Source organism: Streptomyces sp. NPDC058691 (assembly GCF_042714775.1).
Lineage (GTDB): Bacteria > Actinomycetota > Actinomycetes > Streptomycetales > Streptomycetaceae > Actinacidiphila.
This window is the reverse complement of sequence record NZ_JBHXSO010000040.1, coordinates 8,920-34,934: the sequence shown is the minus strand read 5'-3', so window position 1 is coordinate 34,934 and position 26,015 is coordinate 8,920. Positions and strand designations below refer to the sequence as shown.

Genomic DNA, 26,015 nt, shown 5'->3' with positions numbered 1-26,015 from the left:
TGACCGGGACCGGCCCGGCCCGGCGGCCGCCACCGCCGGGCCGGGCGGGCGCTCAGCGGCGCCCGCCCTCCTCCATCCGCAGGGCCAGCGCGGGGCAGCGGGCCACCGCGCGCTGGGCCGCGGCGTCCAGGTGCGGCGGGACGGGGGTGCCGGCGATGTCGGGGTAGCCGTCGCGGTCCAGCCGGACGATCTCGGGCAGCACGCCGGCGCACAGCCCGTGGCCCTTGCACAGCGTCCAGTCGACGACCAGCCGCTTGTTGCTGGCGGCCGTGGCCGCGTTGCCGCTCGCGGGGCCGCCGAGCAGCGGCGAGGGCTCGGACTTCAGCAGGGGGAGCACACCGACGGTGGGACGGCCGCAGCCGCCTCCGAGCACATGGGCCGCGAGGTCGTCGGTGAAGGCGTTGATGGTGGACATCACGAAGCGCATGGAGCCGTCGGGGTGCTTGCAGACCCCGCGCCCCTTGACCGCCACGGCGGTCTGCCGCAGCTGCTCCAGGGCGGCCTGCCCGCCGCCGTTGAGCACGTCCTGGAGCAGTCCGGCCATCCGGGGCAGCCCGAGGCGGCACGGACCGCACTGCCCGGCGGTCTCGGCGGCCAGCCACTGCGCGACCCGCAGCGACTCGCCGAGCGGGCACAGTCCCGGGTCCAGCGGCAGCAGCGCGCCCGCGCCGAGGGTGGCCTTGTGGGCCTCCAGGGACTCGCGGGCGATGGTCACCATCGAGGCGATGTTGGGGTCGATCCAGTTGCCGTGGTAGCCGCCCACGAGCACGCCCTGGCCCGGGTTCCCGCCGCACATCTGCAGGATGTACGACATGGGCACGCCGGTCGGGGTCTCCACGACCGTCTGCCGGGGCACCGATCCCGACACGGTCAGCATGGCGGTGCCCGGCTCCCCGGGCGCGCCCGCGGAGCCGAAGCGGATGGCCCCCATGCGGGCGCCGACGGCGAGCTGGGTGAAGGTCTCGGTGTTGGAGAAGAGCGTCGGCATCCCGCCGATGCCCGACTCGCTCGCGCTCACCTTCTTGCCGGGCGGCAGCGGCAGACCGCCGTTGGCCGCCGAGATGATGCCCGAGGACTCGCCGGACACGAAGCGCTCCGGCATGCGCACGATGCGGGCCCGCAGCTGGCGGCCGCGCTTGGCGCCGAGGCCGCGCTCCGCCAAGGCGTCGCGCACGGACTTCTCGTTGGTGTCGCGGGTGACGCTGATCACCAGCTCGCGCGCGCCCAGGATCTCGGCGCACAGCAGGGCGCCGTCCAGCATCAGATGGGGCGCCCGGCGCAGGATCACCGCGTCCTTGCGGCAGGCGGGCTCGCCCTCGCAGCCGTTGACGACGATCGCGGTGGGGGAACCGCGGCGGCGCGCGGCCTCTCCGACGGCCTTGAGCTTCTTGTAGAAGGGGAAGCCGGCGCCGCCGCGGCCGCGCAGGCCCATCAGCTCGGCGAGGTCGAGGAGTTCGCCCTCGGTCATGGTCGGCATGGATCCGTGCACATTCAGATGCGTGACCCGGTCCAGCCGTTCCACCTCGTCGAACCCCGCGGTTATTCGGGGCAGCCCGACCGTGCGGACGTCGGGCAGCACATCACCCGCCCCCGAACGGAGGGCGGGTGAGCGGTCCGGCATGGCGGGCAGGTTCATCGCTGTCCTTCATAAGGTCCGGGCATCGACTGCTGCCAGGAGATCGGCTGGAGCCGGTCGGCTCCCAGCGGATCGGTGTCCTGGACGCCGCCGGGCACTTCGGTCCCCCAAGGAGGGGTGCCGTCCCAGGCGCCGGGCTGGGGCTGTTGCTGGTACGGCTGCTGGAACTGCTGGGGTTGCTGAGAATACGGCGCCTGCGACTCCGCGGGAACCTGCGGCAGCTGCATGGTGGCGGCCGCGGGATCCATGCCGAGGGCGCGGTCGGGTGCCGGGGGAGGGGTGGGCGTGTACTGGCCGGCGGCCGGGAAGCCGGGCAGCGGCGGCAGTGGGTCGGTGTACGCGCTGGCGAGGGCGGGACCGCTCTCCTCGCGGACGGCACGCCGGCGGCCGCCCGAACCGGCCCCGCCCCGGGCCAGGTTCCGGAAGGAGGCGGAACGTTCCCGGGTCTCGGGGAAGACGAACTCGCCCCGGCCCTTGCGCAGCCGGACCACCAGGGCGATGGCGACGCCGACCAGGCAGACCATGTAGGCGATGATCACCCAGGGCTTGGCCGCCCGGCCGGACTCCAGTCCGTGGACCAGGGCGGCGCACCACGACGCGTACGCCATGCCGTGCAGGATGCGCCAGCGCACGGGGTGGCGTTTGGCGGCGAAGATGCTGCGCATCGCGCCCGTGGCGGCGGCGAGGATCATCAGGTAGGCGGCCAGCACGCCGAGCGAGATGAGCCCGTCCCGGCCGGTGACGCCGAGCGGGAGGAAGGCGCCCGCGGTGGTGACGCGGACCTCGACGACCTTCGTCGTCACGTGCAGGATCAGGAAACCGATGGCGGCGACGCCCAGAGCGCGGTGGATGCCCTGGGTGACCAGCCGCTCGCGGGGGCCCAGGAAGACGGTGTCGGTGGACACCAGGCCCCATATGACGGTGCAGCTGAGCGAGACGAGGGTGAGGACGCCGGCGCCGAAGTCCAGGAACGCGCGCAGGGCAGGGCCCGCGGTGAAGGCCAGGACGAGCAGAGCGGCAGCGGTACCGGCGGTCGCCCAGACACGCGGCGACCGTGCGGTGCGGAGAGCCCCGGACAGTGTGGCGCTCGCCGGGAGCGGGGGGTTCCGGCGACTGTCGGAGGACTGACGGTTGTTGCGCATGCGCTGACGCTAACCCGGGCGGGTACCCACTTCGATCGTCTTTCGACAACCCGGGATGCGGATCATTACAAACTGCTAACGTTGGTTTGTTCGGGCGCCGTTCGGTGAACGTGCGCGGCCGTATCCGGTCCGGTTCTCCCGGGTTCTCCCTGATTCCCTCTCGTTCTCACGGGTTTGGGTCGGCCGCGTCCTGTCTCCGACTCCATATGTCCGCATTCCGAACCCTTATGCCTCCCCAATTGCCTTTTCGTAAGGCTTCCTTGGCCCCTTCTTGGTGAACGCATGTCCCTGACATGAGCCGTTCACCGCGAGAGTGACGAGGCGGTCCAGGTGCGTGAGCGGTCCCGGCGCACCGTATGTCCGCCAGAACTTCACACAGCAGGGGGTTACATGAGCTCCACTCGCTCCAGAAAGCGGGCCGGTCTGGCCCTGGCAGCGGCACTGCCGCTGGTCGCCGGTGCACTGGCGATGGGCATACCCACGGCTCAGGCCGACGCCTCGCACGGGCGTCACACCCTGGCCGGCAGCAAGCCGGTCTGGGCGACGTCCAAGGCCGACAAGGGCGCCACCTCGGATGCGAACAAGGTCACCCTCCGGGTGTACCTGGCCGGGCGTGACGCCAAGGGCCTCGCCGCCTACGCCCAGGCGGTGTCGGACCCGGCTTCCGCCTCGTACGGCTTGTTCCTGACCGCCGCGCAGGCCAAGGCCCGCTTCGGTGCGACCAAGCAGCAGGTCTCCGAGACCAGCGCGTGGCTGGAGTCGTCCGGCCTGAAGGTCACCGGTGTGGCGGACCATTACCTGACCGTCACCGGCGACGTCTCCGCCGCCGAGAAGGCCTTCGGCACCCAGCTGCACAACTACAGCAAGGGCTCGAAGACCTACCGCGCCCCGGTCGGCACCGCCTCGGTCCCCGCCTCCCTGAGCGGCGCGGTCCTCACGGTCACCGGCCTGGACAACTCCCCGCGGCGCGCCCAGCACCAGGACACGCTCCCGCCGCCCGGTGCCGTCTTCAAGAACTCCGGCCCGTTCTCCTCCTACTACGGGTCGAACACCGACAAGCACCTGCCGGTCGCCTACGGCACGCACGCCCCGTACGCCATCAAGGGCTACACGGGCAAGCAGCTGCGCGCCGCCTATGGAGCGGGCTCGTACAACGGCAAGGGCGTCACCGTCGCCATCACCGACGCGTTCGCCTCGCCGACGATCGCCGCCGACGCCAAGAAGTACGCGGCGCGCAACGGCGACGCGTCCTACAAGCGCGGCCAGTTCTCCCAGGTCCTGCCGGCCGACTACCGCTTCACCGGCCCGGACGAGTGCGACGCGTCCGGCTGGTACGGCGAGGAGACCCTGGACGTCGAGGCGGTGCACGCGGTCGCCCCGGCGGCCGACATCACCTACGTCGGCGCCTCCTCCTGCACGGACGACGACCTGCTCGACGCGCTCGGCAAGATCGTCGACCACCGGCTCGCCGACATCGTCTCCAACTCCTGGGGCGACATCGAGACCAATGAGACCCCGGACATCGCCGCCGCGTACGACCAGATCTTCCAGATCGGCGCGGTCGAGGGCATCGGCTTCTACTTCTCCTCCGGCGACGCGGGCGACAACGTCGCGGCGCACGGCGTGAAGCAGGTCGACACCCCGTCCAACTCCCCCTGGGTCACCTCCGTCGGCGGCACCGCGCTCGCCGTCGGCAAGGGCGACAAGTACCAGTGGGAGACCGGCTGGGGCACGCTGAAGGCGACGCTGGCCGCCGACGGCTCCAGCTGGACCGCCTTCCCCGGCGCCTACACCTCCGGTGCGGGCGGCGGCACCAGCAAGCTCTACGCGCAGCCCTTCTACCAGCGCGGCGTCGTTCCCAACTCGCTCGCCCTGGCCAACGGCGGCACGGTCAAGCAGCGCGTCGAGCCCGACATCTCGGCCGTCGCCGACCCGAACACCGGCTTCCTGGTCGGCCAGACCCAGGCGTTCCCCGACGGGTCCCTCCAGTACAGCGAGTACCGGATCGGCGGCACCTCGCTCGCCGCGCCGGTGATCGCGGGCGTCCAGGCGCTGGCGCAGCAGGCCCGGCACGGTGTGCCGATCGGCTTCGCCAACCCGCTGATCTACGACCGCTACGGCACCGGTGCGTACCACGACGTCACCGACCACCCGCTGGGCCGCGGCCAGGACCTCGCGGTGGTCCGCGTGGACTTCGCCAACGGCGTCGACACGGCGGACGGCACGCTCACCTCGCTCCGCAGCCTCGGCAAGGACAGCTCGCTGTCCGCGGTCGTCGGCTACGACGACGTGACCGGCGTCGGCACCCCGGCGCGCGGCTACCTCGACTCGTACAAGCCGCGCCACCACCGCTGAGCATGGCCTGAAGCGGCGCGGAAGGGCCCGCACCGGGGGGAACCTCGGTGCGGGCCCTTCCCGCTCTGCGGTAACCTGACCGCATGCATGCCGTACGCCTTCTGCTTAGCAAGCCGCGCTGACCAGGACCGATGTCAGTGCGGCGCCCCTCCTGTGCGAGGGGCTTTTTCGTTTCCGCAGGCAGACACCCCGTACGGCCGGGCCGCAGGCCGTCATGACAGCGATGGAGTACGAAGGACGATGAGCGAGACCACCCCCGCCGCAGAGGCCGCCGCGCCCCACCGCTACACGGCCGCGCTGGCCGCCGACATCGAGAGCCGCTGGCAGGACTTCTGGGACGAGAACCAGACCTTCGCCGCGCCCAACCCCACCGGCGACCTGGCCGGGAACGGCGAGCTGGCCAAGCCCAAGAAGTTCATCATGGACATGTTCCCGTACCCCTCGGGTGCGGGTCTGCACGTCGGCCACCCCCTGGGCTACATCGCTACCGACGTCTTCGCCCGCTTCCAGCGCATGACCGGCCACAATGTGCTGCACACCCTGGGCTTCGACGCTTTCGGCCTGCCCGCCGAGCAGCACGCCGTGGCGACCGGTGAGCACCCCCGGGTCACCACCGAGGCCGCCATGAACAACATGCGGTCGCAGCTGCGCCGGCTGGGCCTGGGCCACGACAAGCGCCGGTCGTTCGCGACGATCGACCCGGGCTACTACCGCTGGACCCAGTGGATCTTCCTGCAGATCTTCAACTCCTGGTACGACGAGGAGGCCGGCCGCGCCCGCCCCATCGCCGAGCTGGTCGAGCAGTTCGAGAAGGGCGCGCGCGACACGCCCGACGGGCGCGCCTGGGCGGAGCTGAGCCCCGCAGAGCGCGACGGCGTCCTGGGTGAGTACCGGCTGGCCTACGCCTCCGAGTCCCCGGTCAACTGGTGCCCCGGCCTGGGCACCGTCCTGGCCAACGAGGAGGTCACCGCGGACGGCCGCTCCGAGCGCGGCAACTTCCCCGTCTTCAAGGCCAAGCTGCGCCAGTGGATGATGCGCATCACCGCCTACGCGGACCGCCTGCTGGCCGACCTGGACGCCCTGGACTGGCCCGAGGCGATCAAGCTGCAGCAGCGCAACTGGATCGGCCGCTCCGAGGGCGCCAAGGTCGACTTCGCCGTCGAGGGCCAGGGCGGCCACGACGCCGGCCCGATCACCGTCTTCACCACGCGTCCCGACACCCTGTTCGGCGCCACCTACATGGTGCTGGCCCCCGAGCACCCCCTGGTCGACACCGTGGTGCCGGCCGCGTGGCCCGAGGGCACCAAGGACGTCTGGACCGGCGGCGCGGACACCCCGGCCGAGGCGGTCGCGGCCTACCGCAAGCAGGCCCAGGCCAAGTCGGATGTCGAGCGGCAGACCGAGGGCAAGAACAAGACCGGCGTCTTCAGCGGCGCGTACGCGGTGAACCCGGTGACCGGCGCCCGTATCCCGGTCTTCGTCGCCGACTACGTGCTGATGGGCTACGGCACCGGCGCGATCATGGCCGTCCCCGGCCAGGACGAGCGCGACTGGGAGTTCGCGACCGTCTTCGACCTGCCCATCGTCCGCACCGTCCGGCCCCCGGAGGGCTGGGAGGGCGAGGCGTACACCGGCCAGGGTCCGGCGATCAACTCCGCCAACGACGAGATCGACCTGAACGGCCTGGAGGTCACCGAGGCCAAGCGGAGGATCATCGGCCACCTGGAGCGGCGCGGCATCGGCCAGGGCACCGTCAACTACCGCCTGCGCGACTGGCTGTTCAGCCGCCAGCGCTACTGGGGCGAGCCCTTCCCGATCGTCTACGACGAGGACGGCGTCGCCCACGCCCTGCCCGACTCGATGCTGCCGCTGGAGCTGCCCGAGGTCGAGGACTACTCGCCGCGCACCTTCGACCCGGACGACGCCGACACCGTCCCGGAGACCCCGCTGTCCCGCAACCAGGAGTGGGTCGACGTCGACCTGGACCTGGGCGACGGCCGGGGCGTGCGCCGCTACCGCCGCGAGACCAACACCATGCCCAACTGGGCGGGTTCCTGCTGGTACGAGCTGCGCTACCTGGACCCGCACAACGACCGGCAGTTGGTCGACCCCGAGATCGAGCAGTACTGGATGGGCCCGCGGGAGGGGCAGCCGCACGGCGGCGTCGACCTGTACGTCGGCGGCGCCGAGCACGCCGTGCTGCACCTGCTGTACGCGCGCTTCTGGTCCAAGGTGCTGTTCGACCTGGGGCACGTCTCGTCCGTGGAGCCGTTCCACAAGCTGTTCAACCAGGGCATGATCCAGGCGTACGTCTACCGCGACAGCCGCGGCTTCCCGGTCCCGGCCGTCGAGGTCGAGGAGCGGGACGGCGACTACTGGTACGGCGGTGAGCAGGTCAAGCGCGAGCTGGGCAAGATGGGCAAGTCCCTGAAGAACGCCGTCACACCGGACGAGATCGCCGCCGAGTACGGCGCCGACACCCTGCGCCTGTACGAGATGGCGACGGGGCCGCTGGACGTCTCCCGGCCGTGGGACACCCGCGCCGTGGTCGGCCAGTACCGGCTGCTGCAGCGGCTGTGGCGCAACGTCGTCGACGAGGCGACGGGCGAGGTGACGGTGACCGACGCCGCGCCGGACGACGACACCCTGCGGGCCCTGCACAAGGCGATCGACGGCGTCCGCCAGGACCTGGAGGGCCTGCGCTTCAACACGGCCATCGCCAAGATCACCGAGCTGAACAACCATCTGACCAAGGCGGGCGGCGCCCTGCCGCGCTCGGTCGCCGAGCCCCTGGTGCTGCTGATCGCGCCGCTGGCCCCGCACATCGCCGAGGAGCTGTGGCGGCGGCTGGGGCACGACGGGTCCCTGGCGCACGAGGACCTGCCGGTCGCCGACCCGGCGTACGTGGTGGACGAGACCGTCACCTGCGTCGTCCAGGTCAAGGGCAAGATCAAGGCCCGCCTGGAGGTCCCGCCGGCGATCTCCGACGCCGACCTGGAGGCCCAGGCACTGGCCGACCCGGCGGTCGTCGCGGCCCTGGGCGGCGCGGCGGTGCGCAAGGTGATCGTCCGGGCGCCGAAGCTGGTGAACATCGTCACGGGCTGACGTCGCTGACGTACGGGTCCGGGTCTGCGGCTCGCCGGGCCTGCGGATCCGCGGATCTCCGGATCTCAGGGGCGGATGAGGGTTTCCCCGGAACCCTCATCCGCCCCCGGCCGTTTACGGTGGGCATACCGCCGATCGAGCAGATCGGGCCGACCGGGCAAAGGAGCCGCCGTGGATGTCGCCGTCGCCCTGATCCTGCTGCTCTTCGCCTCCTTCGTCGCGCTCGGCATCGTGGCCACGGTCAGGACCGCCCGGGCGGTACGGCGCGGCGTGGAGCGCACGGGCATCGAGGCCCGGCGTGTCGTGGAGGAGACCGGTCTCAAGGCCCGCCGCTACACCCAGCCGGGCCCCGCGGGGAAGCTCGCCGAACTGCGCCTGGCGTTGCGCAGCTCGGTCACCAGCACCGGTGAGGCCCTGGACGGCCGGGCCGCGGACGACCCCGGGCTCGGTGAGGCCGTGGCGCTGTTCCGGCGGCTGCGCGGACACGCCACGGAGCTCGACGCCGAGCTGAAGCTCCTGGAGCGCGAGCCGGACCGCGCCCGCATCTCCGCGCGCCTGGGCGAACTGGAGGAGCGCACCCGCCGCATCACCCACTCCGCCGACTCGCTGCGCTGGGCCGCCCAGGACCGCGCCCGGCGCTTCGCCGACGACGACCTCGCGGCGCTGGGGCGCGACATCGACCTGGAGGCGGGTGCCCTGCGGCACTGGGCGCCCGCGAGCCTGCCGGAGCCGGACCCCGGGGCGGCCGCGTCCGCGGAGCGTCCGCGGAAGCGGCTGTGAGCGCGGGAGCGACGGGCCGGCCGGACCGGCCCACGTGCACCGGGATCCCCACCCGCGTTCACCTCAGCGGGGCCGTACTGTTGCCGGGCCTTCGGCGCGGGTAACCTCCCGCACATGTCGTCCCATGTCGCTATCGTCACCGATTCCACGGCCTACCTGCCGCAGGAGGCCCTGACCCGGCACCGGATCACCGTGGTCCCGCTGGCGGTGGTCATCGGCGACGAAGCGCTGGAAGAGGGTACCGAGGTCTCGGCCCCGGCCGTGGCCCGCGCCCTGCTGCGCCGCAAGCCCGTCACCACCTCCCGGCCCAGTCCCGAGGAGTTCGCCGCCGCCTATCGCGCGGCGGCGGAGGCCGGCGCCACCGAGATCGTCTCCCTGCATCTGTCCGCCGAGTTCTCCGGGACGTACGACGCTGCGCGGCTCGCGGCGGGGGGCGCGCCGGTGCCGGTGCGGGTGGTGGACACCGCGATGGTCGCCATGGCCCTCGGCTTCCCCGTCCTCAGCGCCGCCGAGGTCGCGGAGTCGGGCGGCACCGGCGACGAGATCGTCGCCGCGGCCGAGAAGCGCGCGTCGGACACGTCCGCGTACTTCTACGTCGACACCCTGGACTACCTGCGGCGGGGCGGCCGCATCGGGGCGGCACAGGCGCTGCTGGGCTCGGCGCTCGCGGTCAAACCGCTGCTGCAGCTGGACGAGGGCCGGATCCAGCTCATGGAGAAGGTGCGGACGGCGTCCAAGGCACTCACCCGCCTGGAGGAGATCGTCGTCGAACGGGCCGGCTCCCGGCCGGTCGACATCGCCGTGCACCATCTCGCCGCCGCCGACCGGGCCGCGGGTCTCGCGGACCGCCTCCGCACCCGGCTCCCGGCCCTGCGCACCCTTGTCCTCAGCGAGGTCGGCGCGGTGATCGGCGCCCACACGGGGCCGGGGTTGCTGGGAGCGGTGGTCTCGCCGCTGTGAAGGCGGCGGGGCGCTTCGCGGCGCCGCGTGTCCGTGGTCCGTGGGGGTGGGGTCCGTGGTCCGCGGTCGGCACGGATGACACCTCCGGGTGACGGAGTTATCCACAACGGCCGAGTTGTCCACAGGAATTGAGCAAGATCATCTCTAGGCCCGCGCGGGACCTACCGTCGCGTACATGGGACCGATCACCGCAACCAGCCGCCGCCACCGGCACGCTCACGCCGCCTCCGTCCGCGACCGCGCCGCAGCGCTCTTCGACCCGCCGCCCGGGCACCCGCCTGCCGTACTGAACGGGCCCGCGTCGCGCGGTGGTTCCGCGGGCGTGGGCCGGGACACGGATTCACCTGTGTCCGATGCCGCTCGCGGAGGCGAATCGCTTCGGGGGGCGGCCGCCCGGCACGGGCCGCCGGGGGCGGCGGCGCGTCGCGGCGCGACCTGGCGGCTCGCCCTGACCGAGCGCCTGCCCACCTGGTTCTCCCTGCGCTGCGGGATGGAGCCGAAGACCGCGGCCGCCCTCGCCGTCGTGCTCGTCGTCGCGATCGGATTCGCGGTGCACCACTTCTGGACGGGGAGGCCGCGTACCGTCGCGGTGCCCCCGGCCGTCGCCACGCTGCCTGCCGCGGGGCTCGTACCCGCCTCCCCCGGCGGCCCCCGCACGCCGCGCCCCGAACCGGGCCCGCGGGCTGCCCTGGTCGTCGACGTGGCGGGCAAGGTCCGGCGCCCGGGTCTGCGGAGGCTGCCGACCGGGGCGCGAGTCGCGGACGCGCTGGACGCGGCCGGGGGAGCGCTGCCCGGCGCGGACACCAGCGCCCTGAACCTGGCCCGCAGGCTGGCCGACGGTGAGCAGATCGTCGTCGGCCGTGCCGCCGCGCCCGGCCTTCCCGCCCTCGCGGCGCCGGGCGCCGCGTCCGTCCCGCCCGCCGCCGTGAGCCTGAACGGTGCCACCGCCGAGCAGCTCGACGCCCTCCCCGGCGTCGGCCCGGTGCTGGCCCGGCACATCCTCGAATACCGCGCCCAGCACGGCGGCTTCACCTCCGTCGACCAGCTCCGGGACGTCAACGGCATCGGGGACCGGCGCTTCGCCGATCTCAAGCCGCTGGTCACGCCGTGAGTACCCGCCGGCCCGCGGTGCACGCGGACGCGGCCTCGCCGCGAGGCGCGTCCCATCCGCGCCAAGAAGGCCCTGCGGACCTGCGCTTGCTGGTGCCCGCCCTGGCCGCGTGGCTCGCCGCGGGCCTCGCGCTGGCCGTGCCCGGGGGAGTGGTGGCCGGTCTCTGTGCCGTCGGCGTCCTCGTGGGCGCGGGCATGCTCCTGACGTCCCGCCTCCTGACATCTCGCCGCCTGCGGCGGAGCCTGCCGGTGCCCACGGTCACGGCGGTCGCCACCGCGCTGCTCTGCGCCACCGCGTCCGCCGCCGTGGCGGCCCTGCACGCCGCCGACCTCCACCGGGGCCCACTGCCCGGCCTGGCCGCCCAACACGCCCATGCCCGCGTCGACATCACTCTGACCGCCGACCCCCGCACGATCCGCCCCCACGTGCGTGGTGCGGCGCGCGCACCCGCCGCCGTCCTGCTCGAAGCCGAGGCGGTACGCGTCACCGCGCGCGGCACGACGACGGCCGTGCGCACGCCCGTCCTGCTCATCGCCCGGCAACCGGTCGCGCCCTGGCTGTCGTTGCTCCCCTCGACGCGGCTTGCCGTGGAAGCCCGGCTGGCCCCGCCGGCGCACTCGGGCGACCGCGTCGCCGCCGTGCTCTCCGTGCGCGGCCCACCGCGCGCCATCGGCCCGCCGTCGGCCCTCCAGCGCTTCGCCGGCGGGCTGCGCGCGGGCCTCCGCACCGCCTCGGACAACCTCGCGCCGGACGCCCGCGCCCTGCTGCCCGGCCTCGTGGTGGGCGACACCACGCGGATCGGCCCGGAACTCCACGACACCTTCGAGGCCACCGACCTGACCCACCTCACCGCCGTGAGCGGGTCGAACCTCTCCCTCGTCCTGGTCCTGCTCATCGGCACGCCCGGCATCGCGCTGCGCGCCGAGCGCCGTGGCCTGGCCCCGCGACTGGCGCTCCCGCTGCACGTCACCGCAGTGCTCGGCGGTCTGCTCACCCTCGCGTTCGTCGTGGTGTGCCGTCCGGACCCCAGCGTGCTGCGCGCGGCGGCCTGCGGCCTGATCACCCTGCTCGCCATCGGCACCGGGCGGCGCCGCTCACTCCTGCCCGCCCTGTGCGCGGCCGTCCTGCTGCTGCTCCTCTACGACCCCTGGCTCGCCCGTTCGTACGGCTTCGCCCTCTCCGTACTGGCCACCGCGGCCCTGCTGACCCTCGCCCCGCGATGGAGCGAGGCCCTGTGCCGGAGAAGGGTCCCGCCCCGCCTCGCCGAGGTCCTGGCGGCCTCGGCCGCCGCCCAGGCCGTCTGCGCGCCGCTGGTCGCGGTACTCGCGGCCCACGTCAGCCTCGTCGCCGTCCCGTGCAACCTGCTGGCCGAACTCGCCGTGGGTCCCGCCACCGTCCTCGGCTTCGCCGCGCTCGCCGCCGCGCCGCAAGCCATGCCGGTCGCCAAGGCCCTCGCCTGGCTGGCCGGCCTGCCCACCGGCTGGATCGCCGCCGTCGCCCGGCACGGCGCCGCCTTCCCCGGCGCCACCGTGGACTGGCCCGGCACGTGGGCGGGCGCCTTCCTGCTCGCGGCGGTTGTCGCGGCCGTCGTCGCCGCGGGCCGCCGCCTGCTGCGCCGGCCCTGGCTGTGCGCGGCGGCCGCGCTGCTGATCGTGCTGACCGTCGTCCGGCCCGTCCCGCTGCCCCGGGCCGTGACGGGATGGCCGCCGCCCGGGTGGCGCCTGGTCGCCTGCGACGTCGGTCAGGGAGACGCCCTGGTGCTCTCCGCCGGACAGGGCAGCGCGGTGGTCGTCGACACCGGCCCCGAACCCCGCCTGGCCGACCGCTGCCTGCGGTCGCTGGGCATCAGGGCCGTCCCCCTCCTCGTCCTCTCCCACTTCCACGCCGACCACGTCGACGGCCTCCCCGGCGTGCTGCGCGGACGCGCCGTCGGCGCCATCGAGACGACCACCCTCGACGAGCCCGCGGACCAGGCGGCCTACGTCCGCGCCCAGGCGGCCGCGGCCCGCGTCCCCGTGATCCGTGCCGTCGCGGGCGAGTACCGCCGCCTCGGCGCGCTCGACTGGCGCGTCCTGTGGCCCCCGCCCGCGCCTTCGGCCCTCCCCGTCACCGACGACGCCAACCCCAACGACGCCAGCGTGACCCTCCTCGTGCGCACCGCCGGGCTCACCGTGCTCCTCCTCGGCGACCTCGAACCCGACGCCCAGCGTGCGCTGCTCACCGCCGCGCCCGAACTGGGCCCCATCGACGTGCTGAAGGTCGCCCATCACGGCTCGGCCTACCAGGACCCCGCCCTCCTCGCCCGCCTCCGCCCCCGGCTCGCCCTCATCAGCTGCGGCAAGGACAACCCCTACGGCCATCCCTCACCCCGGACGATCACCGCCCTGCGCGCCCAGGGCACCACGGTGCTGCGCACCGACACCGACGGCCCCATCGCCGTCCTCGGCGATGCCGCCCACCTCCGCGCCGCCCCCATAAGACATTCGCCTCGTCAGGAGTCTTCCGGCAACGAAATCCGCAGCCCATCGGCGACCTAGTCAACGTAAAACCACCGCCTGTGGGGCTGTTGAGTGCGCTTATCGGCATCGGTAGTTCAAAAGCGCCGCGTCCCAGCCTTCGTTGGGCCCCGATCTCGCATCGCGCGACCATGGCGTTCGTGGCGGCGGCTCGCCAAGCTGACGCCATGGACGCAACCCAGGCCGACGCCTACCTCCGCCGCATCGGGGCCTCCCGCCCCGCCCGCCCCGACGCCGACGCGCTGCGCGAACTCCACCTGCGTCACCTGGTCGCCGTCCCCTTCGAGAACCTCTCCCTCCACCTCGGCGAGCCCGTCACCCTCGACCCCGACGCCCTCCACCACAAGATCGTCACGGCCCGGCGCGGCGGCTACTGCTACGAACTCAACGGTGCCTTCGCCGCCCTGCTGACCGCCCTCGGCTACGAGGTCGACCTCCTCGCCTGCCGCAGCATCGGCCCCGGCGGGCTCGGCATCCCGTATGACCACCTCGCCCTGCACGTCCGCACCGCCGACGGGGCCGCTCTCCTCGCCGACGTCGGTTTCGGCCGCCACGCCCACCATCCCCTCCTCCTGGTCCCGGACACCGACCAGTCCGACCCCGGCGGCGTCTTCCGCATCACCTCCGCCCCCTACGGGGACCTCGACCTCCTCCACGACGGCACCCCCGCCTACCGCCTCGACCTGCGCCCCCGCGACCTCGCCGATTTCGAAGCAGGCTCCTGGTACCAGCAGACCTCCCCCCGCTCCCACTTCACCCAGTCCCTGGTCTGCTCCCGCCTCACCGACGACGGCGGCCGTCTCACCCTGACCGGCCGCACCCTCATCACCACCGCCCCCGACGGCACGCGCCACGAGGTCCCCCTCGACACGGACATCGAGGTCCTGGAGGCCTACCGCGACGGCTTCGGCCTCGCGCTGGACCGTGTCCCGCGGCTGCGCCCCCCGCTCGGCCTCACGGAACCACTGCCGTCGCCGTGATCTCCACCAACTGCCCGGTGTAGCCGAGGCAGGCCACGCCGACCAGGGTGGAGGTGTGGGGTCCTTCGGTCAGGCCGCAGGCGCGGACGACCTCCCAGACGCGGCCGAGGTCGGTGGGGTCGTGGGCGACCACGTAGACGGTGGTGGCGACGACGCTGGGGAGGTCGCTGCCGACCGCGCGAAGGGCCTCGCCGAGGTTCGCGAGGACCTGATGGGTCTGGGCGACGGGGTCGCCCGGGCCGACGAGCCGGCCCTCGGCGTCGAGGGGGACGGAGCCGGCCATGAAGGCGAGGCGGGCGCCGGCCTCGACGACGGCGGCGTGGGCGTAGCCGGGCGGCGGGAAGAGGGACGGGACGATCGTGTGACGGGTCATTGCGGCAGCCTGCGGCCGGCGCCGGGGCGTGTCACGTGGTTTTCGGCGCCCGGCGCCATGGCCCGGCGCCGGCGAACGGCCGAACGATCCGGGGCGGTCCGCCAAGTGCAACCGCCGTGTCACGGGATGCCCATGGGTGCGTATCAGGAGGCATGAGGGGCACGGAGCCGTGGCAGGTTGACCCCATGACCATCATCGGCTGGATCGTGCTCGGCCTGCTGGCAGGCGCCATCGCGAAGATACTGCTGCCCGGCAGGGACCCGGGCGGCCTGGTCGGGACCACGCTCATCGGCATCGCGGGCGCCGTCGTCGGCGGCTGGATCTCGGCGAAGTTCCTGCACCACCCCATCACCAAGGACTTCTACGATCTGCCCACCTGGGGCGCGGCGATCGGCGGTGCCCTCGTACTGCTGATCATCTACCGCGTCCTGTTCGGCGACTCCCGCTGAGCGGGAGCCGCCGCGCGGCCGGACCGGGGAAGTGGCTACAGGACAGCCGGGACAACCGGGGCTTTCAGTCCTCCTCTTCCTCCAGCCAGCCTTCGAACTCCTCCGCCAGCGCGTTCAGCGCGGCGGGATCCAGTTCACCGTCCTCGTCCTCGACGACGACGAGCCACTGGGCGTCCTCGGCGTCGTCCTCTCCGGCGAGGGAGTCGCGGACGATCTGGGGGCGGGCGGGGAGGTCGAAGCGCTCGGAGGCTTCGTCTGCGGCGTCCTCCGCGGAGTCGCGGTCGGGCAGCACGAGGACATGTCTGACGTCATTCACCGGGACATTGTGTCGGACCCGCGTGGGATGCTGGACGGCGATGCCCAGGAACAGTACGACAGACAGCCCGCTCGCCCCCGTCACGATCGCGGTGGGGCAGGAGGACCTGCTCCTCGACCGCGCCGTACGGGAGGTCGTGCTCGCCGCGCGGGCGGCCGACGCCGACACCGATGTGCGCGATCTCACGCCCGACGCGGTGCAGCCGGGCACGCTCGCGGAGTTGACCAGCCCCTCGCTGTTCGCGGAGCGCAAGGTCGTGATCGTCCGCAACGCGCAGGATCTGTCCGCGGACACGATCAAGGACGTGAAGGCCTACCTGGGGGCCCCCGTCGAGGAGATCACCCTCGTCCTGCTGCACGCGGGCGGCGCCAAGGGCAAGAGCCTGCTCGACGCGGCGCGCAAGGCGGGGGCGCGCGAGGTGGCGTGCCCGAAGATGACCAAGCCGGCCGACCGGCTCGCCTTCGTACGCGGGGAGTTCCGTACCCTGGGCCGGTCCGCGACACCGGAGGCCTGCCAGGCGCTGGTGGACGCGCTCGGCAGTGATCTGCGCGAGCTGGCGAGCGCCTGCACCCAGCTCGCCGCCGATGTGGAGGGCGCGATCGACGTGGCCGTCGTCGCCCGCTACTACACCGGCCGGGCCGAGGCCACCGGCTTCGAGGTCGCGGACCTGGCGGTCACCGGCCGCGCGGCCGAGGCACTGGAAAGGCTGCGCTGGGCCATCGCGGTCGGCCAGCCGCTGCCCGGCATCACCTTCGCCCTGGCGTCGGGCGTACGGGCCATCGGCAAGCTCGCCTCCGCCCCGCGCGGCGCCCGGCCGGCGGATCTCGCCCGCGAGCTGGGCATGCCGCCGTGGAAGATCGACCGGGTGCGGCAGCAGATGCGCGGCTGGTCCGGGGACGGCGTCTCCACGGCGCTGCGCGCGGTCGCCGAGGCCGACGCGGCGGTCAAGGGCGGCAGCGCCGACCCGGCGTACGCCCTGGAGAAGGCCGTCGTGTCCATCGCCCGTGCCTCGCGCGCCCGCTGAGCCCGCCGATATCCACGCCGAAGGGCCCCGTACCGAGGAGGTACGAGGCCCTTCGAGGACCGCACCCGCGTGGCGAACGCAGGCCGCGTGCGGCCGGAAAATCATGGTTGCCGGTGGTGGAGCGGGTGAGAGGGACCGCTGTGCCCGTCACCGGCGAGGTGCTGCCGGGTAACGCTGGGTACTGCTGACGAGAAGGCTCAGGCCTGGAGCGCGGCGACCTTGATGGCCAGCGCGGACTTCTTGTTGGCGGCCTGGTTCTTGTGGATGACGCCCTTGCTCACGGCCTTGTCGAGCTTCTTGCCGGCGAGGCGCGCGGCCTCGGTGGCCTTCTCGACGTCGCCGGTGGCCACGGCCTCACGGGTGCGGCGGATGGCGGTCTTGAGCTCGGACTTGACGGCCTTGTTGCGCAGGCGCGCCTTCTCGTTGGTCTTGTTGCGCTTGATCTGGGACTTGATGTTCGCCACGAAAGAGCCTTCTCAGGTGTGATCTGATGGGGTTCGCGCCTCGGGTAGAGGGCACGAAGCGCGACTGCCCAGGTTAGCAGTCGGCCGCGGCGCCGCCCAAACCGGCGCTCCCGGGCCTTGGAGCGCCGCCGCGCTCGGGCGCTTCACCGCCGCCCGGCACGGTCCCGGGCCGCGGTCATGGGACTATGGGAGCCATACGTATCGATCCGACCAGAGGCGACAGGCGCCTCAAGAGACAGGACCCTGCGTGCCCGCGACCCCTTCGAACGTGCCGGAGCCGAGCCGTACCGACCCGGCGCTGATCCGCAATTTCTGCATCATCGCCCACATCGACCACGGCAAGTCGACGCTTGCCGACCGGATGCTCCAGCTCACCGGTGTGGTGGATCAGCGGCAGATGCGCGCCCAATACCTCGACCGGATGGACATCGAGCGCGAGCGCGGCATCACGATCAAGTCCCAGGCCGTCCGTCTGCCCTGGGCGCCCACCGCGGGCGCCGGTGAGGGGAAGACCCACATCCTGAACATGATCGACACCCCGGGGCACGTGGACTTCACCTATGAGGTCTCCCGGTCGCTCGCGGCCTGTGAGGGCACGGTCCTGCTGGTCGACGCCGCCCAGGGCATCGAGGCGCAGACGCTGGCCAACCTCTACCTGGCGATGGAGAACGACCTCACCATCGTCCCGGTGCTGAACAAGATCGACCTGCCGGCGGCGCAGCCCGAGAAGTTCTCCGAGGAGCTGGCCAACCTCATCGGCTGCGACCCCTCCGACGTGCTGAGGGTCTCGGCCAAGACCGGCCTCGGCGTCGAGGCGCTGCTCGACCGCGTCGTGGAGTCCGTCCCGGCCCCGGTCGGCGTCGCGGACGCGCCCGCCCGCGCGATGATCTTCGACTCGGTCTACGACTCCTACCGCGGTGTCGTCACCTATGTCCGGGTCGTCGACGGTCAGCTCGGCAAGCGCGAGCGCATCAGGATGATGTCCACCGGCGCCACCCACGAGTTGCTGGAGATCGGCACCAACTCGCCCGAGATGCTGCCGGCCGACGGCCTCGGCGTCGGCGAGGTGGGCTATCTGATCACCGGCGTGAAGGACGTCCGCCAGTCCAAGGTCGGTGACACGATCACCCAGCAGTCCAAGGGCGCCACCGAGGCGCTGGGCGGCTACAAGGACCCCAAGCCCATGGTGTTCTCGGGGCTGTACCCGCTGGACGGCTCGGACTACCCGGAGCTGCGCGACGCGCTGGACAAGCTCCAGCTCAACGACGCCGCCCTGGTCTACGAGCCGGAGACCTCCGCGGCCCTCGGCTTCGGCTTCCGCGTCGGCTTCCTCGGCCTGCTCCACCTGGACGTGATCCGCGAGCGCCTGGAGCGCGAGTTCGGCCTCGACCTGATCGCGACCGCCCCCAACGTGGTCTACCGCGTGGTCATGGAGGACGGTGCCGAGCACATCGTCACCAACCCCAGCGAGTTCCCCAAGGGCAAGATCGGCGAGGTGTACGAGCCGGTGGTGCGGGCCACGATCCTGGCGCCCACCGAGTTCATCGGCGCGATCATGGAGCTGTGCCAGACGCGGCGCGGCACGCTGCTCGGCATGGACTACCTCTCCGAGGACCGGGTGGAGATCCGCTACACCCTGCCGCTCGCCGAGATCGTCTTCGACTTCTTCGACCAGCTGAAGTCCAAGACCCGCGGTTACGCCTCCCTGGACTACGAGCCCACCGGCGAGCAGACCTCCAGCCTGGTCAAGGTCGACATCCTGCTGCACGGCGACAAGGTGGACGCCTTCTCGGCGATCACGCACAAGGACGCGGCGTACGCGTACGGGGTGCGGCTCGTCGCCAAGCTGCGCGAACTCATCCCGCGGCAGGCCTTCGAGGTGCCCATCCAGGCCGCCATCGGCTCCCGGGTCATCGCCCGCGAGACCATCCGCGCCATCCGCAAGGACGTCCTCGCCAAGTGCTACGGCGGTGACATCTCCCGTAAGCGGAAGCTGCTGGAGAAGCAGAAGGAGGGCAAGAAGCGGATGAAGATGGTCGGTTCCGTGGAGGTGCCGCAGGAGGCCTTCATCGCGGTCCTGTCCAGCGACGAGAGCTCGGCCAAGAAGAAGTAGCCGCAGGCGGCGGCGGGATGGACGATCCGCCGCCCGACTCGGCGCACGCGAGGGGCGTTTGTCCGATGACCGGGCAGGCGCCCTTTCGTATGAGCTGTGCGGCATTCGGGTGATTGGGGAAAAAGCCGGTCATGTGCGGTTTCCGGGGGTGTTCGCGGGCGTTACCCATGGTGACGGCGGCGAAAGTCGTCGCCGTGGAAGGGGAATGTCTCGTGAAGTACTCGAAGGCCGCGGCCGTCGTCGCAGGTTCCGTGATCGCGCTGGGCGCCGCCGGTGCCGCCGCGTCCCCCGCCTTCGCCGGTGACGGTTCCCTCCCGCTCGGCAAGGGCCCGATGAAGATCCTCGACGCCAAGGACGAGGTCGCCAGGACCGGCCTGAAGGCGGTCACCGGAAAGACGGGCGAACTGCTGGGCGGAGTCGGCAAGTCGGGTGGTACGACCGGCATGATCGGCGGCCTGCCCATCGGCGGCTGACCGTCCCTGTGCTCCGCGGTGTCGCCGGAGGGTGGCCGGCGTGACGGCGGGAGGCGGGCTCCCCGGATTCCGGGCGAGCCCGCCGTTTGCGTCTGCGGCATGCGGGATCCATGGGGTGTACACCCGGCAAAAATAGATGTATCTGTCATCTATCTCACCCGTCGCGCTGGCAACGCGGTGGCCGCGGCCCCTTACAAACCGGGCGCGGATTGCCTACCCTGATCACCAATCGCGGGTTACTCGCGAGTCACCCAGCAATGTGGCGGGCCCCGGAGGTTGTCGTGACCGACACGCAGACTTTGATCGAGAACCGGCCGCCCTCCGTGGCGAACCTGTTCCTGGAGCGCGTCGAGGCCACGCCCGACGCCGAGGCGTACCGCTACCCGGTGCTCTCGGCGGGCGGCGGCCCGGACTCCTGGCGGTCGCTCAACTGGCAGGAGGCCGCGACCAGGGTCTTCGCCATCGCGGCCGGCCTGATGGACCTCGGCGTGCGCCCCGAGGAGCGGGTGGCGATCGCCTCCGCCACCCGGGTCGAATGGATTCTGGCCGACCTGGGCGTGCTGTGCGCGGGCGCCGCGACCACCACGGTCTACCCCAGCACCAACGCCGACGAGACGGCCTTCATCCTCGCCGACTCCGGCAGCCGCGTGCTGATCGCCGAGAACGCCGCCCAGCTGGCCAAGGCCGTCGAGCGGCGTGCGGAGCTGCCCGAGCTGAGCCACGTCGTGGTCATCGACGCCGACGGCATCGACACCGCCACCGGCGGCGAGGGCGACGACGGCGGTGAAGGATGGGTGCTCTCCCTTGCCGACCTGGAGAAGCGCGGCGCGCTCTACCTGGAGAAGCACCCCGGGGCGGTCCGCGACGCCATCGGCGCGATCACCAAGGACCAGCTGGCCACCCTCATCTACACCTCCGGCACCACCGGCCGCCCCAAGGGCGTCCGGCTGCCGCACGACTGCTGGGCGTACATGGCCCGCGCCATCCAGGCCAACGGCCTGCTGGAGGCGGCCGACGTGCAGTACCTGTGGCTGCCGCTGGCACACGTCTTCGGCAAGGTGCTCACCGCCGGGCACATCACCATCGGCCACGTGACCGCCGTGGACGGCCGGGTCGACAAGATCATCGAGAATCTGCCGGTGGTCCAGCCCACCTACATGGCCGCCGTCCCCCGGATCTTCGAGAAGGTCTACAACGGCGTCGCCGCCAAGGCCCGCGCCGGCGGCGGGGCGAAGTACAAGATCTTCAAGTGGGCTTCCGAGGTAGCCCGCGAGTACGCCAAGGTCACCCAGGAGAACCGACGCCGCACCGGCACGGCGAGCGCGCCCTTCGCGCTGTCCGCGCAGCACGCCGTCGCCGACCGCCTGGTGTACGGCAAGCTCCGCGAGGCCTTCGGCGGCAAGCTGCGCGCCTGTGTCTCCGGCTCCGCGGCCCTGGCCCCGGAGATCGGCTACTTCTTCTCCGGCGCCGGCATCCACATCCTGGAGGGCTACGGCCTGACCGAGTCCAGCGCCGCCAGCTTCGTCAACCCCGGCGAGGCGTACCGCACCGGCACCGTCGGCAAGCCGCTGCCCGGCACCGAGGTGCGCATCGCCGAGGACGGCGAGATCCTGCTCCGCAGCCCCGGCATCATGCAGGGCTACCACGGGCTGCCGGAGAAGACCGCCGAGGTGCTGGAGCCGGACGGCTGGTTCCACACCGGTGACATCGGCGAACTGTCCGCGGACGGCTTCCTCACCATCACCGACCGCAAAAAGGACATCATCAAGAACTCCAACGGCAAGTACATCGCGCCGGCGGCCGTGGAGGGCCAGTTCAAGGCCACGTGTCCGTTCATCAGCAACGTTCTGGTGATCGGCGCCGACCGCAACTTCTGCACCGCCCTCATCGCCCTCGACGAGCCCACCATCCTCGGCTGGGCCGCGGACAACGGCCTGGAGGGCAAGCCGTACGCGGAGGTCGTGGCCTCGGCCCAGGTGCGCGAGCTGATCGGCGGCTACGTGGAGCGCGTCAACGAGGACCTGCAGCGCTGGCAGCAGATCAAGACCTTCCGGGTGCTGCCGCGCGACCTCGACGTGGAGCACGGCGACCTGACCCCGAGCCTGAAGCTCAAGCGGCCAGTCGTGGAGCGGGAGTTCAAGGACCTGATCGACGACATGTACTCCGGCACCCGCGAGTCCTGAGCCCCCTGCCCGCGCCGGGTCAGCCTTCCCGGCGCGGGCCCGGCGGGTCCACCCCGCGGACGGCGCTCTCCAGGCCCGCCACGCGCAGCGCCAGTTCGGCCACGTCGGCACGGCCGTCGGCGGCGAGATGCCGCTCGACGGCCGTGAGGCGTTCCTCGATGGTGTCCAGCCGCTCCCGGTCGCGGGCCAGCAGATCGCGCAGTTCGCCGGTGGTGCGGTGGAGTTCGAGGAAGACGGAGACCTTGGCGCGCAGCACCCAGGGGTCGAAGGGCTTGGTCAGGTAGTCGGCCGCGCCCGTGGCGTAGCCGCGGAAGGCGAAGGCGGTGTCGAGGTCGTTCCCGGTCAGGAAGATGATCGGGATGTCCTTGGTCTGGTCGAGGCGCTTGATGTTCGCGGCGGTCTCGAATCCGTCCATGCCCGGCATGAGGACGTCCAGCAGGACGACGGCGAACTCCTGGCGCAGCAGCGCCTTCATCGCCTCCTCCCCGGAACGGGCCCGGACCATCGGCTGGTCGAGCGAGCCGAGGATGGCCTCCAGGGCGATCAGGTTGTCCTCCATGTCGTCGACCAGGAGGATGCCGGCCCTGCCGGTGCCGGTGAGCGTGCCGGCCGTGCCGCGCGTCACCGGCCGGGCCGCCCGGCGTCGCCGGCGCCCCCGTGATCGTCCGGATCGTCGTACGGGTCGTCGTACGGGTCGGCGGCCTCCGGCCGGCGCCCGCCGCGCGCGGCCGGCTCGGCGGCCTCCGGGTCCAGCAGCAGGTGCGCGGTGTTGAGCAGCCGGTCGACGTCGACCGGCTTGGGGACGTAGTCGTTGGCACCGCAGGCGATGGAGCGCTCGCGGTCGCCTGGCATGACCTTGGCGGTCAGGGCGATGATCGGCAGGTCCGCGAAGCGGGGGGTGCGGCGGATGGCCTCGATCGTCTCGTAGCCGTCCATCTCGGGCATCATGATGTCCATCAGGACGAGCGCGACGTCGGGGTTCTTCTCCAGCGTCTCTATGCCCTCCCGGCCGTTCTCGGCGTAGAGCACCGGCATGCCGACCCGGCCCAGCACATGGGTGAGGGCGAAGACGTTGCGGATGTCGTCGTCCACGATCAGCACGCGGTTGCCGGTCAGGACGTGTCCGGCGCGGCCCTCGCGCCACTCCTCCAGCCGGGTCGAGGTGGGCCACGCGGGGGCCGGCTCGGCGGGGAAGGGCGTGACCAGGGGGCGGCGGTCGCCGTCGTACCCTGGGGACGCCGGCGGGGACCCCGTCGCCCCGCTCTCGTCGCCCGCGGCGTGCTCGGGTTCCGGCTCGCCGGCGCCGGGAGCGTGGCCCGCGTACACCGCCGGGACATAGAGGGTGAAGGTGCTGCCGCGGCCCGGCACGCTCTCGGCGACGATGCGGCCGCCGAGCAGACCCGCGAGCTCCCGGCTGATGGACAGGCCGAGACCGGTGCCGCCGTACTTGCGGTTGGTGGTCCCGTCGGCCTGCTGGAAGGCCTCGAAGATCACCGGAAGCTTCTCGCCGGCGATGCCGATGCCGGTGTCCCGCACGGCGAACGCGATCAGGCCGTCGGAGCCCTCGCAGCGCGACACGCGCAGCTCGACCCGGCCCTGCGAGGTGAACTTGATCGCGTTGGAGAGCAGATTGCGCAGGATCTGCTGGAGCCGCTGCTCGTCCGAGAACATCTCGCGCGGCACGTCCTCGCCGACCGTGACGTCGAAGACGAGCCCGCGGTCCAGGGTGATCGGGCGGAAGGTGGCGTGCACGTAGTCCAGCAGCTTGATCAGCGGCAGCTTCTTGGGGCGGACGTCCATCCGGCCCGCCTCGATCTTCGACAGGTCGAGGATGTCGTTGATCAGCTGCAGCAGGTCGGAGCCGGAACGGTGGATGGTGCTGGCGAACTGCACCTCCTGCTCGTTCAGATGGCCGTCGGGGTTGTCGGCCAGCAGCCGGGCGAGGATGAGCAGCGAGTTGAGCGGGGTGCGCAGCTCGTGCGACATGTTGGCCAGGAACTCCGACTTGTACTGCGAGGAGGTGGCCAGCAGGGCCGCCTTCTCCTCGAGTTCGGCGTTGGAGTGCTGCAGCTCGGCCTGCTGGCGCTGGAGTTCGTCGGAGCGCTCCTGGAGCTGCTGGGCCAGCCGCTGGGACTGCGACAGCAGGGACTCCGTGCGGGAGTTGGCGATGATCGTGTTGATCGCGACGCCGATGGTGTTCACGAACTGGTCGAAGAAGGCCAGGTGGACGTCGGAGAAGCGGGAGAACGAGGCCAGCTCGATGACCCCGAGCAGTTCGTCCTCGAAGAGGATCGGGATGATCACCACACTGGCCGGGGAGGCTTCCCCCAGCCCCGAATTGATCTTGATATAGCCGGGCGGGGCCTCCTCCACCAGGATGCGCTTCTTCTCCAGCGCCGCCTGCCGCACCAGGCCGTGCCCGGGCATCCCCGGAGTGTCGACGGTGGCGCCCTGCGCCGACCCGTAGCCCGCGATGAACGCCAGGCCGCGCGGGGCGCGCAACCGGGTGGGCCCGGAGCCGTCGGCCTCGGTCTCGGCCAGGAAGAAGGCCCCGTACTGAGCGTTCACCAGCGGGGTCAGTTCCCGCAGGATCAGGTCGGCGACCTCCATCAGATCGCGGTGCCCCTGCATCAGGCCGGCGAGGCGGGCGAGGTTGGACTCCAGCCAGTCCTTGGCGCGGGTGGTCTCGCGGAGGTTGGACACCATCAGGTTGATGTTGTCCTTGAGCTCGGCGACCTCGCCCTGCGCCTCGACCGTGATGCTGCGGGTCATGTCGCCCTGGGCGACGGCGGAGGCGACCTCCGCGATGGCGCGGACCTGCGTGGTCAGGTTGGAGGCCAGCTCGTTGACATTGGTCGTCAGGCGCTTCCACGTGCCGTACACACCCTCGACGCGGGCCTGCCCGCCCAGCTGGCCCTGGCTGCCGACCTCCCGGGCCACCCGGGTCACCTCGGAGGAGAAGGAGGAGAGGGTGTCCACCATCGTGTTGATGGTGGTCTTGAGTTCCAGGATCTCGCCGCGGGCGTCCACGTCGATCTTCTTCGACAGGTCGCCCTGGGCGACGGCGGTGGCGACCTGGGCGATGTTGCGGACCTGGCTGGTGAGGTTGTCGGCCATGAAGTTGACGTTGTCGGTGAGGTCCTTCCAGACGCCGGAGACGCCGCGGACCTGGGCGCGGCCGGCCAGCCGGCCCTCGGTGCCGACCTCGCGGGCGACGCGGGTGACCTCGTCGGCGAAGCCGCGGAGCTGGTCCACCATCGTGTTGATGGTGTCCTTGAGTTCCAGGATCTCGCCGCGGGCGTCGACCGTGATCTTCTTCGACAGGTCGCCGTTGGCCACCGAGGTGGTGACCTGGGCGATGTTGCGCACCTGCGAGGTCAGGTTGGACGCCATGAAGTTGACGTTGTCCGTGAGGTCCTTCCAGACGCCGGAGACGCCGCGGACCTGCGCCTGGCCGCCGAGGTTCCCCTCGGTGCCGACCTCGCGGGCCACCCGGGTGACCTCGTCGGCGAAGGCCGACAGCTGGTCCACCATCGTGTTGATGGTCGACTTGAGTTCCAGGATCTCGCCCTTGGCCTCGACGGTGATGGTCTTGCCGAGGTCGCCCTGGGCGACGGCGGTGGCGACCTGGGCGATGTTGCGGACCTGGCTGGTGAGGTTGTCGGCCATGAAGTTGACGTTGTCGGTGAGGTCCTTCCAGACGCCGGAGACGCCGCGGACCTGGGCGCGGCCGCCCAACTGGCCCTCGGTGCCGACCTCGCGGGCCACCCGCGTCACCTCGCCGGCGAAGCCGCGCAGCTGGTCCACCATCGTGTTGATGGTGTCCTTCAGCTCCAGGATCTCGCCGCGGGCGTCGACCGTGATCTTCTTCGACAGATCCCCGTCGGCCACCGCCGTCGTCACCTGGGCGATGTTGCGCACCTGCGAGGTCAGATTGGACGCCATGAAGTTGACGTTGTCGGTGAGGTCCTTCCAGACGCCGGAGACGCCGCGGACCTGGGCGCGGCCGCCCAACTGGCCCTCGGTGCCGACCTC

The 26,015-nt window shown here is 72.0% G+C and carries 19 protein-coding genes; 12 read left to right on the top strand and 7 right to left on the bottom strand.

Features of this window, described 5'->3' with window-relative positions; all coding sequences use genetic code 11:
- Nucleotides 1-52: 52 nt before the first annotated feature.
- Together ACFWVC_RS25985 and ACFWVC_RS25980 are read right to left on the bottom strand one after the other, a co-directional pair.
- Complete coding sequence (locus ACFWVC_RS25985) at nt 53-1,636, bottom strand: NADH-ubiquinone oxidoreductase-F iron-sulfur binding region domain-containing protein (protein WP_384290777.1); 1,584 nt, start codon at nt 1,634-1,636, stop codon at nt 53-55.
- Nucleotides 1,633-2,778 (bottom strand): hypothetical protein, encoded by a 1,146-nt coding sequence (locus ACFWVC_RS25980; RefSeq protein WP_384290774.1) that lies wholly within the window; start codon nt 2,776-2,778, stop codon nt 1,633-1,635. The genes ACFWVC_RS25985 and ACFWVC_RS25980 overlap by 4 nt, the downstream gene beginning before the upstream one ends.
- A 390-nt stretch (nt 2,779-3,168) precedes the next feature.
- On the opposite strand from ACFWVC_RS25980, the gene ACFWVC_RS25975 reads away from it, so the two are divergent.
- The 7 genes from ACFWVC_RS25975 to ACFWVC_RS25945 all read left to right on the top strand — a co-directional run bounded on the left by ACFWVC_RS25975 (nt 3,169) and on the right by ACFWVC_RS25945 (nt 14,585).
- Nucleotides 3,169-5,133 carry a protease pro-enzyme activation domain-containing protein gene (locus ACFWVC_RS25975; protein WP_384290771.1) on the top strand — a complete coding sequence of 655 codons (1,965 nt, stop codon included), beginning with the start codon at nt 3,169-3,171 and terminating at the stop codon, nt 5,131-5,133.
- Between the two features lie 240 nt (nt 5,134-5,373).
- Nucleotides 5,374-8,238, top strand: coding sequence for a leucine--tRNA ligase (leuS, locus tag ACFWVC_RS25970; protein WP_384290769.1), 2,865 nt, complete (start codon nt 5,374-5,376; stop codon nt 8,236-8,238).
- A 171-nt stretch (nt 8,239-8,409) separates the two neighbouring features.
- A complete protein-coding gene (locus ACFWVC_RS25965) occupies nt 8,410-9,018 on the top strand; it encodes a hypothetical protein (protein WP_384290766.1) in 609 nt (202 codons plus the stop codon).
- A gap of 114 nt (nt 9,019-9,132) precedes the next feature.
- A complete protein-coding gene (locus ACFWVC_RS25960; protein WP_384290763.1) occupies nt 9,133-9,978 on the top strand; it encodes a DegV family protein in 846 nt (281 codons plus the stop codon).
- 175 nt (nt 9,979-10,153) lie between these two features.
- Complete coding sequence (locus tag ACFWVC_RS25955) at nt 10,154-11,089, top strand: ComEA family DNA-binding protein (RefSeq protein WP_384290760.1); 936 nt, start codon at nt 10,154-10,156, stop codon at nt 11,087-11,089.
- Between the two features lie 86 nt (nt 11,090-11,175).
- On the top strand, nt 11,176-13,626 hold the full coding sequence (locus tag ACFWVC_RS25950) for a ComEC/Rec2 family competence protein (protein ID WP_384290757.1): 2,451 nt from the start codon (nt 11,176-11,178) through the stop codon (nt 13,624-13,626).
- Nucleotides 13,627-13,772: 146 nt separating this feature from the next.
- A complete protein-coding gene (locus ACFWVC_RS25945) occupies nt 13,773-14,585 on the top strand; it encodes an arylamine N-acetyltransferase (RefSeq protein WP_384290754.1) in 813 nt (270 codons plus the stop codon).
- Here ACFWVC_RS25945 and ACFWVC_RS25940 read toward each other — a convergent pair.
- Nucleotides 14,560-14,958 carry a RidA family protein gene (locus ACFWVC_RS25940; protein WP_384290752.1) on the bottom strand — a complete coding sequence of 133 codons (399 nt, stop codon included), beginning with the start codon at nt 14,956-14,958 and terminating at the stop codon, nt 14,560-14,562. The genes ACFWVC_RS25945 and ACFWVC_RS25940 overlap by 26 nt on opposite strands.
- A 185-nt stretch (nt 14,959-15,143) precedes the next feature.
- Here ACFWVC_RS25940 and ACFWVC_RS25935 point away from each other — a divergent pair, with 185 nt between their 5' ends.
- Nucleotides 15,144-15,407, top strand: coding sequence for a GlsB/YeaQ/YmgE family stress response membrane protein (locus ACFWVC_RS25935; protein WP_384290749.1), 264 nt, complete (start codon nt 15,144-15,146; stop codon nt 15,405-15,407).
- Between the two features lie 64 nt (nt 15,408-15,471).
- On the opposite strand, the gene ACFWVC_RS25930 is transcribed toward ACFWVC_RS25935, so the two are convergent.
- Nucleotides 15,472-15,723 (bottom strand): hypothetical protein, encoded by a 252-nt coding sequence (locus ACFWVC_RS25930; protein ID WP_384290746.1) that lies wholly within the window; start codon nt 15,721-15,723, stop codon nt 15,472-15,474.
- Between the two features lie 40 nt (nt 15,724-15,763).
- Here ACFWVC_RS25930 and holA point away from each other — a divergent pair, with 40 nt between their 5' ends.
- Nucleotides 15,764-16,747, top strand: coding sequence for a DNA polymerase III subunit delta (holA, locus tag ACFWVC_RS25925; protein ID WP_384290743.1), 984 nt, complete (start codon nt 15,764-15,766; stop codon nt 16,745-16,747).
- Nucleotides 16,748-16,944: 197 nt separating this feature from the next.
- On the opposite strand, the gene rpsT is transcribed toward holA, so the two are convergent.
- Nucleotides 16,945-17,211 (bottom strand): 30S ribosomal protein S20, encoded by a 267-nt coding sequence (gene rpsT / locus ACFWVC_RS25920; protein ID WP_384290740.1) that lies wholly within the window; start codon nt 17,209-17,211, stop codon nt 16,945-16,947.
- Between the two features lie 247 nt (nt 17,212-17,458).
- Between rpsT and lepA the strand changes: the two genes are divergently transcribed.
- The 3 genes from lepA to ACFWVC_RS25905 all read left to right on the top strand — a co-directional run bounded on the left by lepA (nt 17,459) and on the right by ACFWVC_RS25905 (nt 21,980).
- Nucleotides 17,459-19,324: a translation elongation factor 4 gene (gene lepA, locus ACFWVC_RS25915; RefSeq protein WP_384290738.1), complete on the top strand. Its 1,866-nt coding sequence runs from the start codon at nt 17,459-17,461 to the stop codon at nt 19,322-19,324.
- Nucleotides 19,325-19,536: 212 nt separating this feature from the next.
- Entirely contained in the window at nt 19,537-19,797 is a 261-nt protein-coding gene (locus ACFWVC_RS25910; RefSeq protein WP_384290736.1) for a hypothetical protein, read from the top strand.
- A gap of 281 nt (nt 19,798-20,078) precedes the next feature.
- Entirely contained in the window at nt 20,079-21,980 is a 1,902-nt protein-coding gene (locus ACFWVC_RS25905; protein ID WP_384290733.1) for an AMP-dependent synthetase/ligase, read from the top strand.
- 19 nt (nt 21,981-21,999) lie between these two features.
- Here ACFWVC_RS25905 and ACFWVC_RS25900 read toward each other — a convergent pair whose 3' ends face one another.
- Nucleotides 22,000-22,539 (bottom strand): two-component system response regulator, encoded by a 540-nt coding sequence (locus tag ACFWVC_RS25900; protein ID WP_384290879.1) that lies wholly within the window; start codon nt 22,537-22,539, stop codon nt 22,000-22,002.
- Nucleotides 22,540-22,601: 62 nt separating this feature from the next.
- A partial coding sequence (locus ACFWVC_RS25895; protein WP_384290732.1) for a HAMP domain-containing protein occupies nt 22,602-26,015 on the bottom strand: 3,414 nt, incomplete at its 5' end.

Coding starts and splice junctions, on each gene's coding strand:
- ACFWVC_RS25955 (WP_384290760.1), top strand. CDS start 10,154: ATGGGACCGATCACCGCAACCAGCCGCCGCCACCGGCACGCTCACGCC.
- leuS (WP_384290769.1), top strand. CDS start 5,374: ATGAGCGAGACCACCCCCGCCGCAGAGGCCGCCGCGCCCCACCGCTAC.
- ACFWVC_RS25980 (WP_384290774.1), bottom strand. CDS start 2,778: ATGCGCAACAACCGTCAGTCCTCCGACAGTCGCCGGAACCCCCCGCTC.
- ACFWVC_RS25985 (WP_384290777.1), bottom strand. CDS start 1,636: ATGAACCTGCCCGCCATGCCGGACCGCTCACCCGCCCTCCGTTCGGGG.
- holA (WP_384290743.1), top strand. CDS start 15,764: ATGCCCAGGAACAGTACGACAGACAGCCCGCTCGCCCCCGTCACGATC.
- ACFWVC_RS25960 (WP_384290763.1), top strand. CDS start 9,133: ATGTCGTCCCATGTCGCTATCGTCACCGATTCCACGGCCTACCTGCCG.
- ACFWVC_RS25945 (WP_384290754.1), top strand. CDS start 13,773: ATGGACGCAACCCAGGCCGACGCCTACCTCCGCCGCATCGGGGCCTCC.
- ACFWVC_RS25900 (WP_384290879.1), bottom strand. CDS start 22,539: ATGGAGGACAACCTGATCGCCCTGGAGGCCATCCTCGGCTCGCTCGAC.
- ACFWVC_RS25940 (WP_384290752.1), bottom strand. CDS start 14,958: ATGACCCGTCACACGATCGTCCCGTCCCTCTTCCCGCCGCCCGGCTAC.
- ACFWVC_RS25935 (WP_384290749.1), top strand. CDS start 15,144: ATGACCATCATCGGCTGGATCGTGCTCGGCCTGCTGGCAGGCGCCATC.
- ACFWVC_RS25975 (WP_384290771.1), top strand. CDS start 3,169: ATGAGCTCCACTCGCTCCAGAAAGCGGGCCGGTCTGGCCCTGGCAGCG.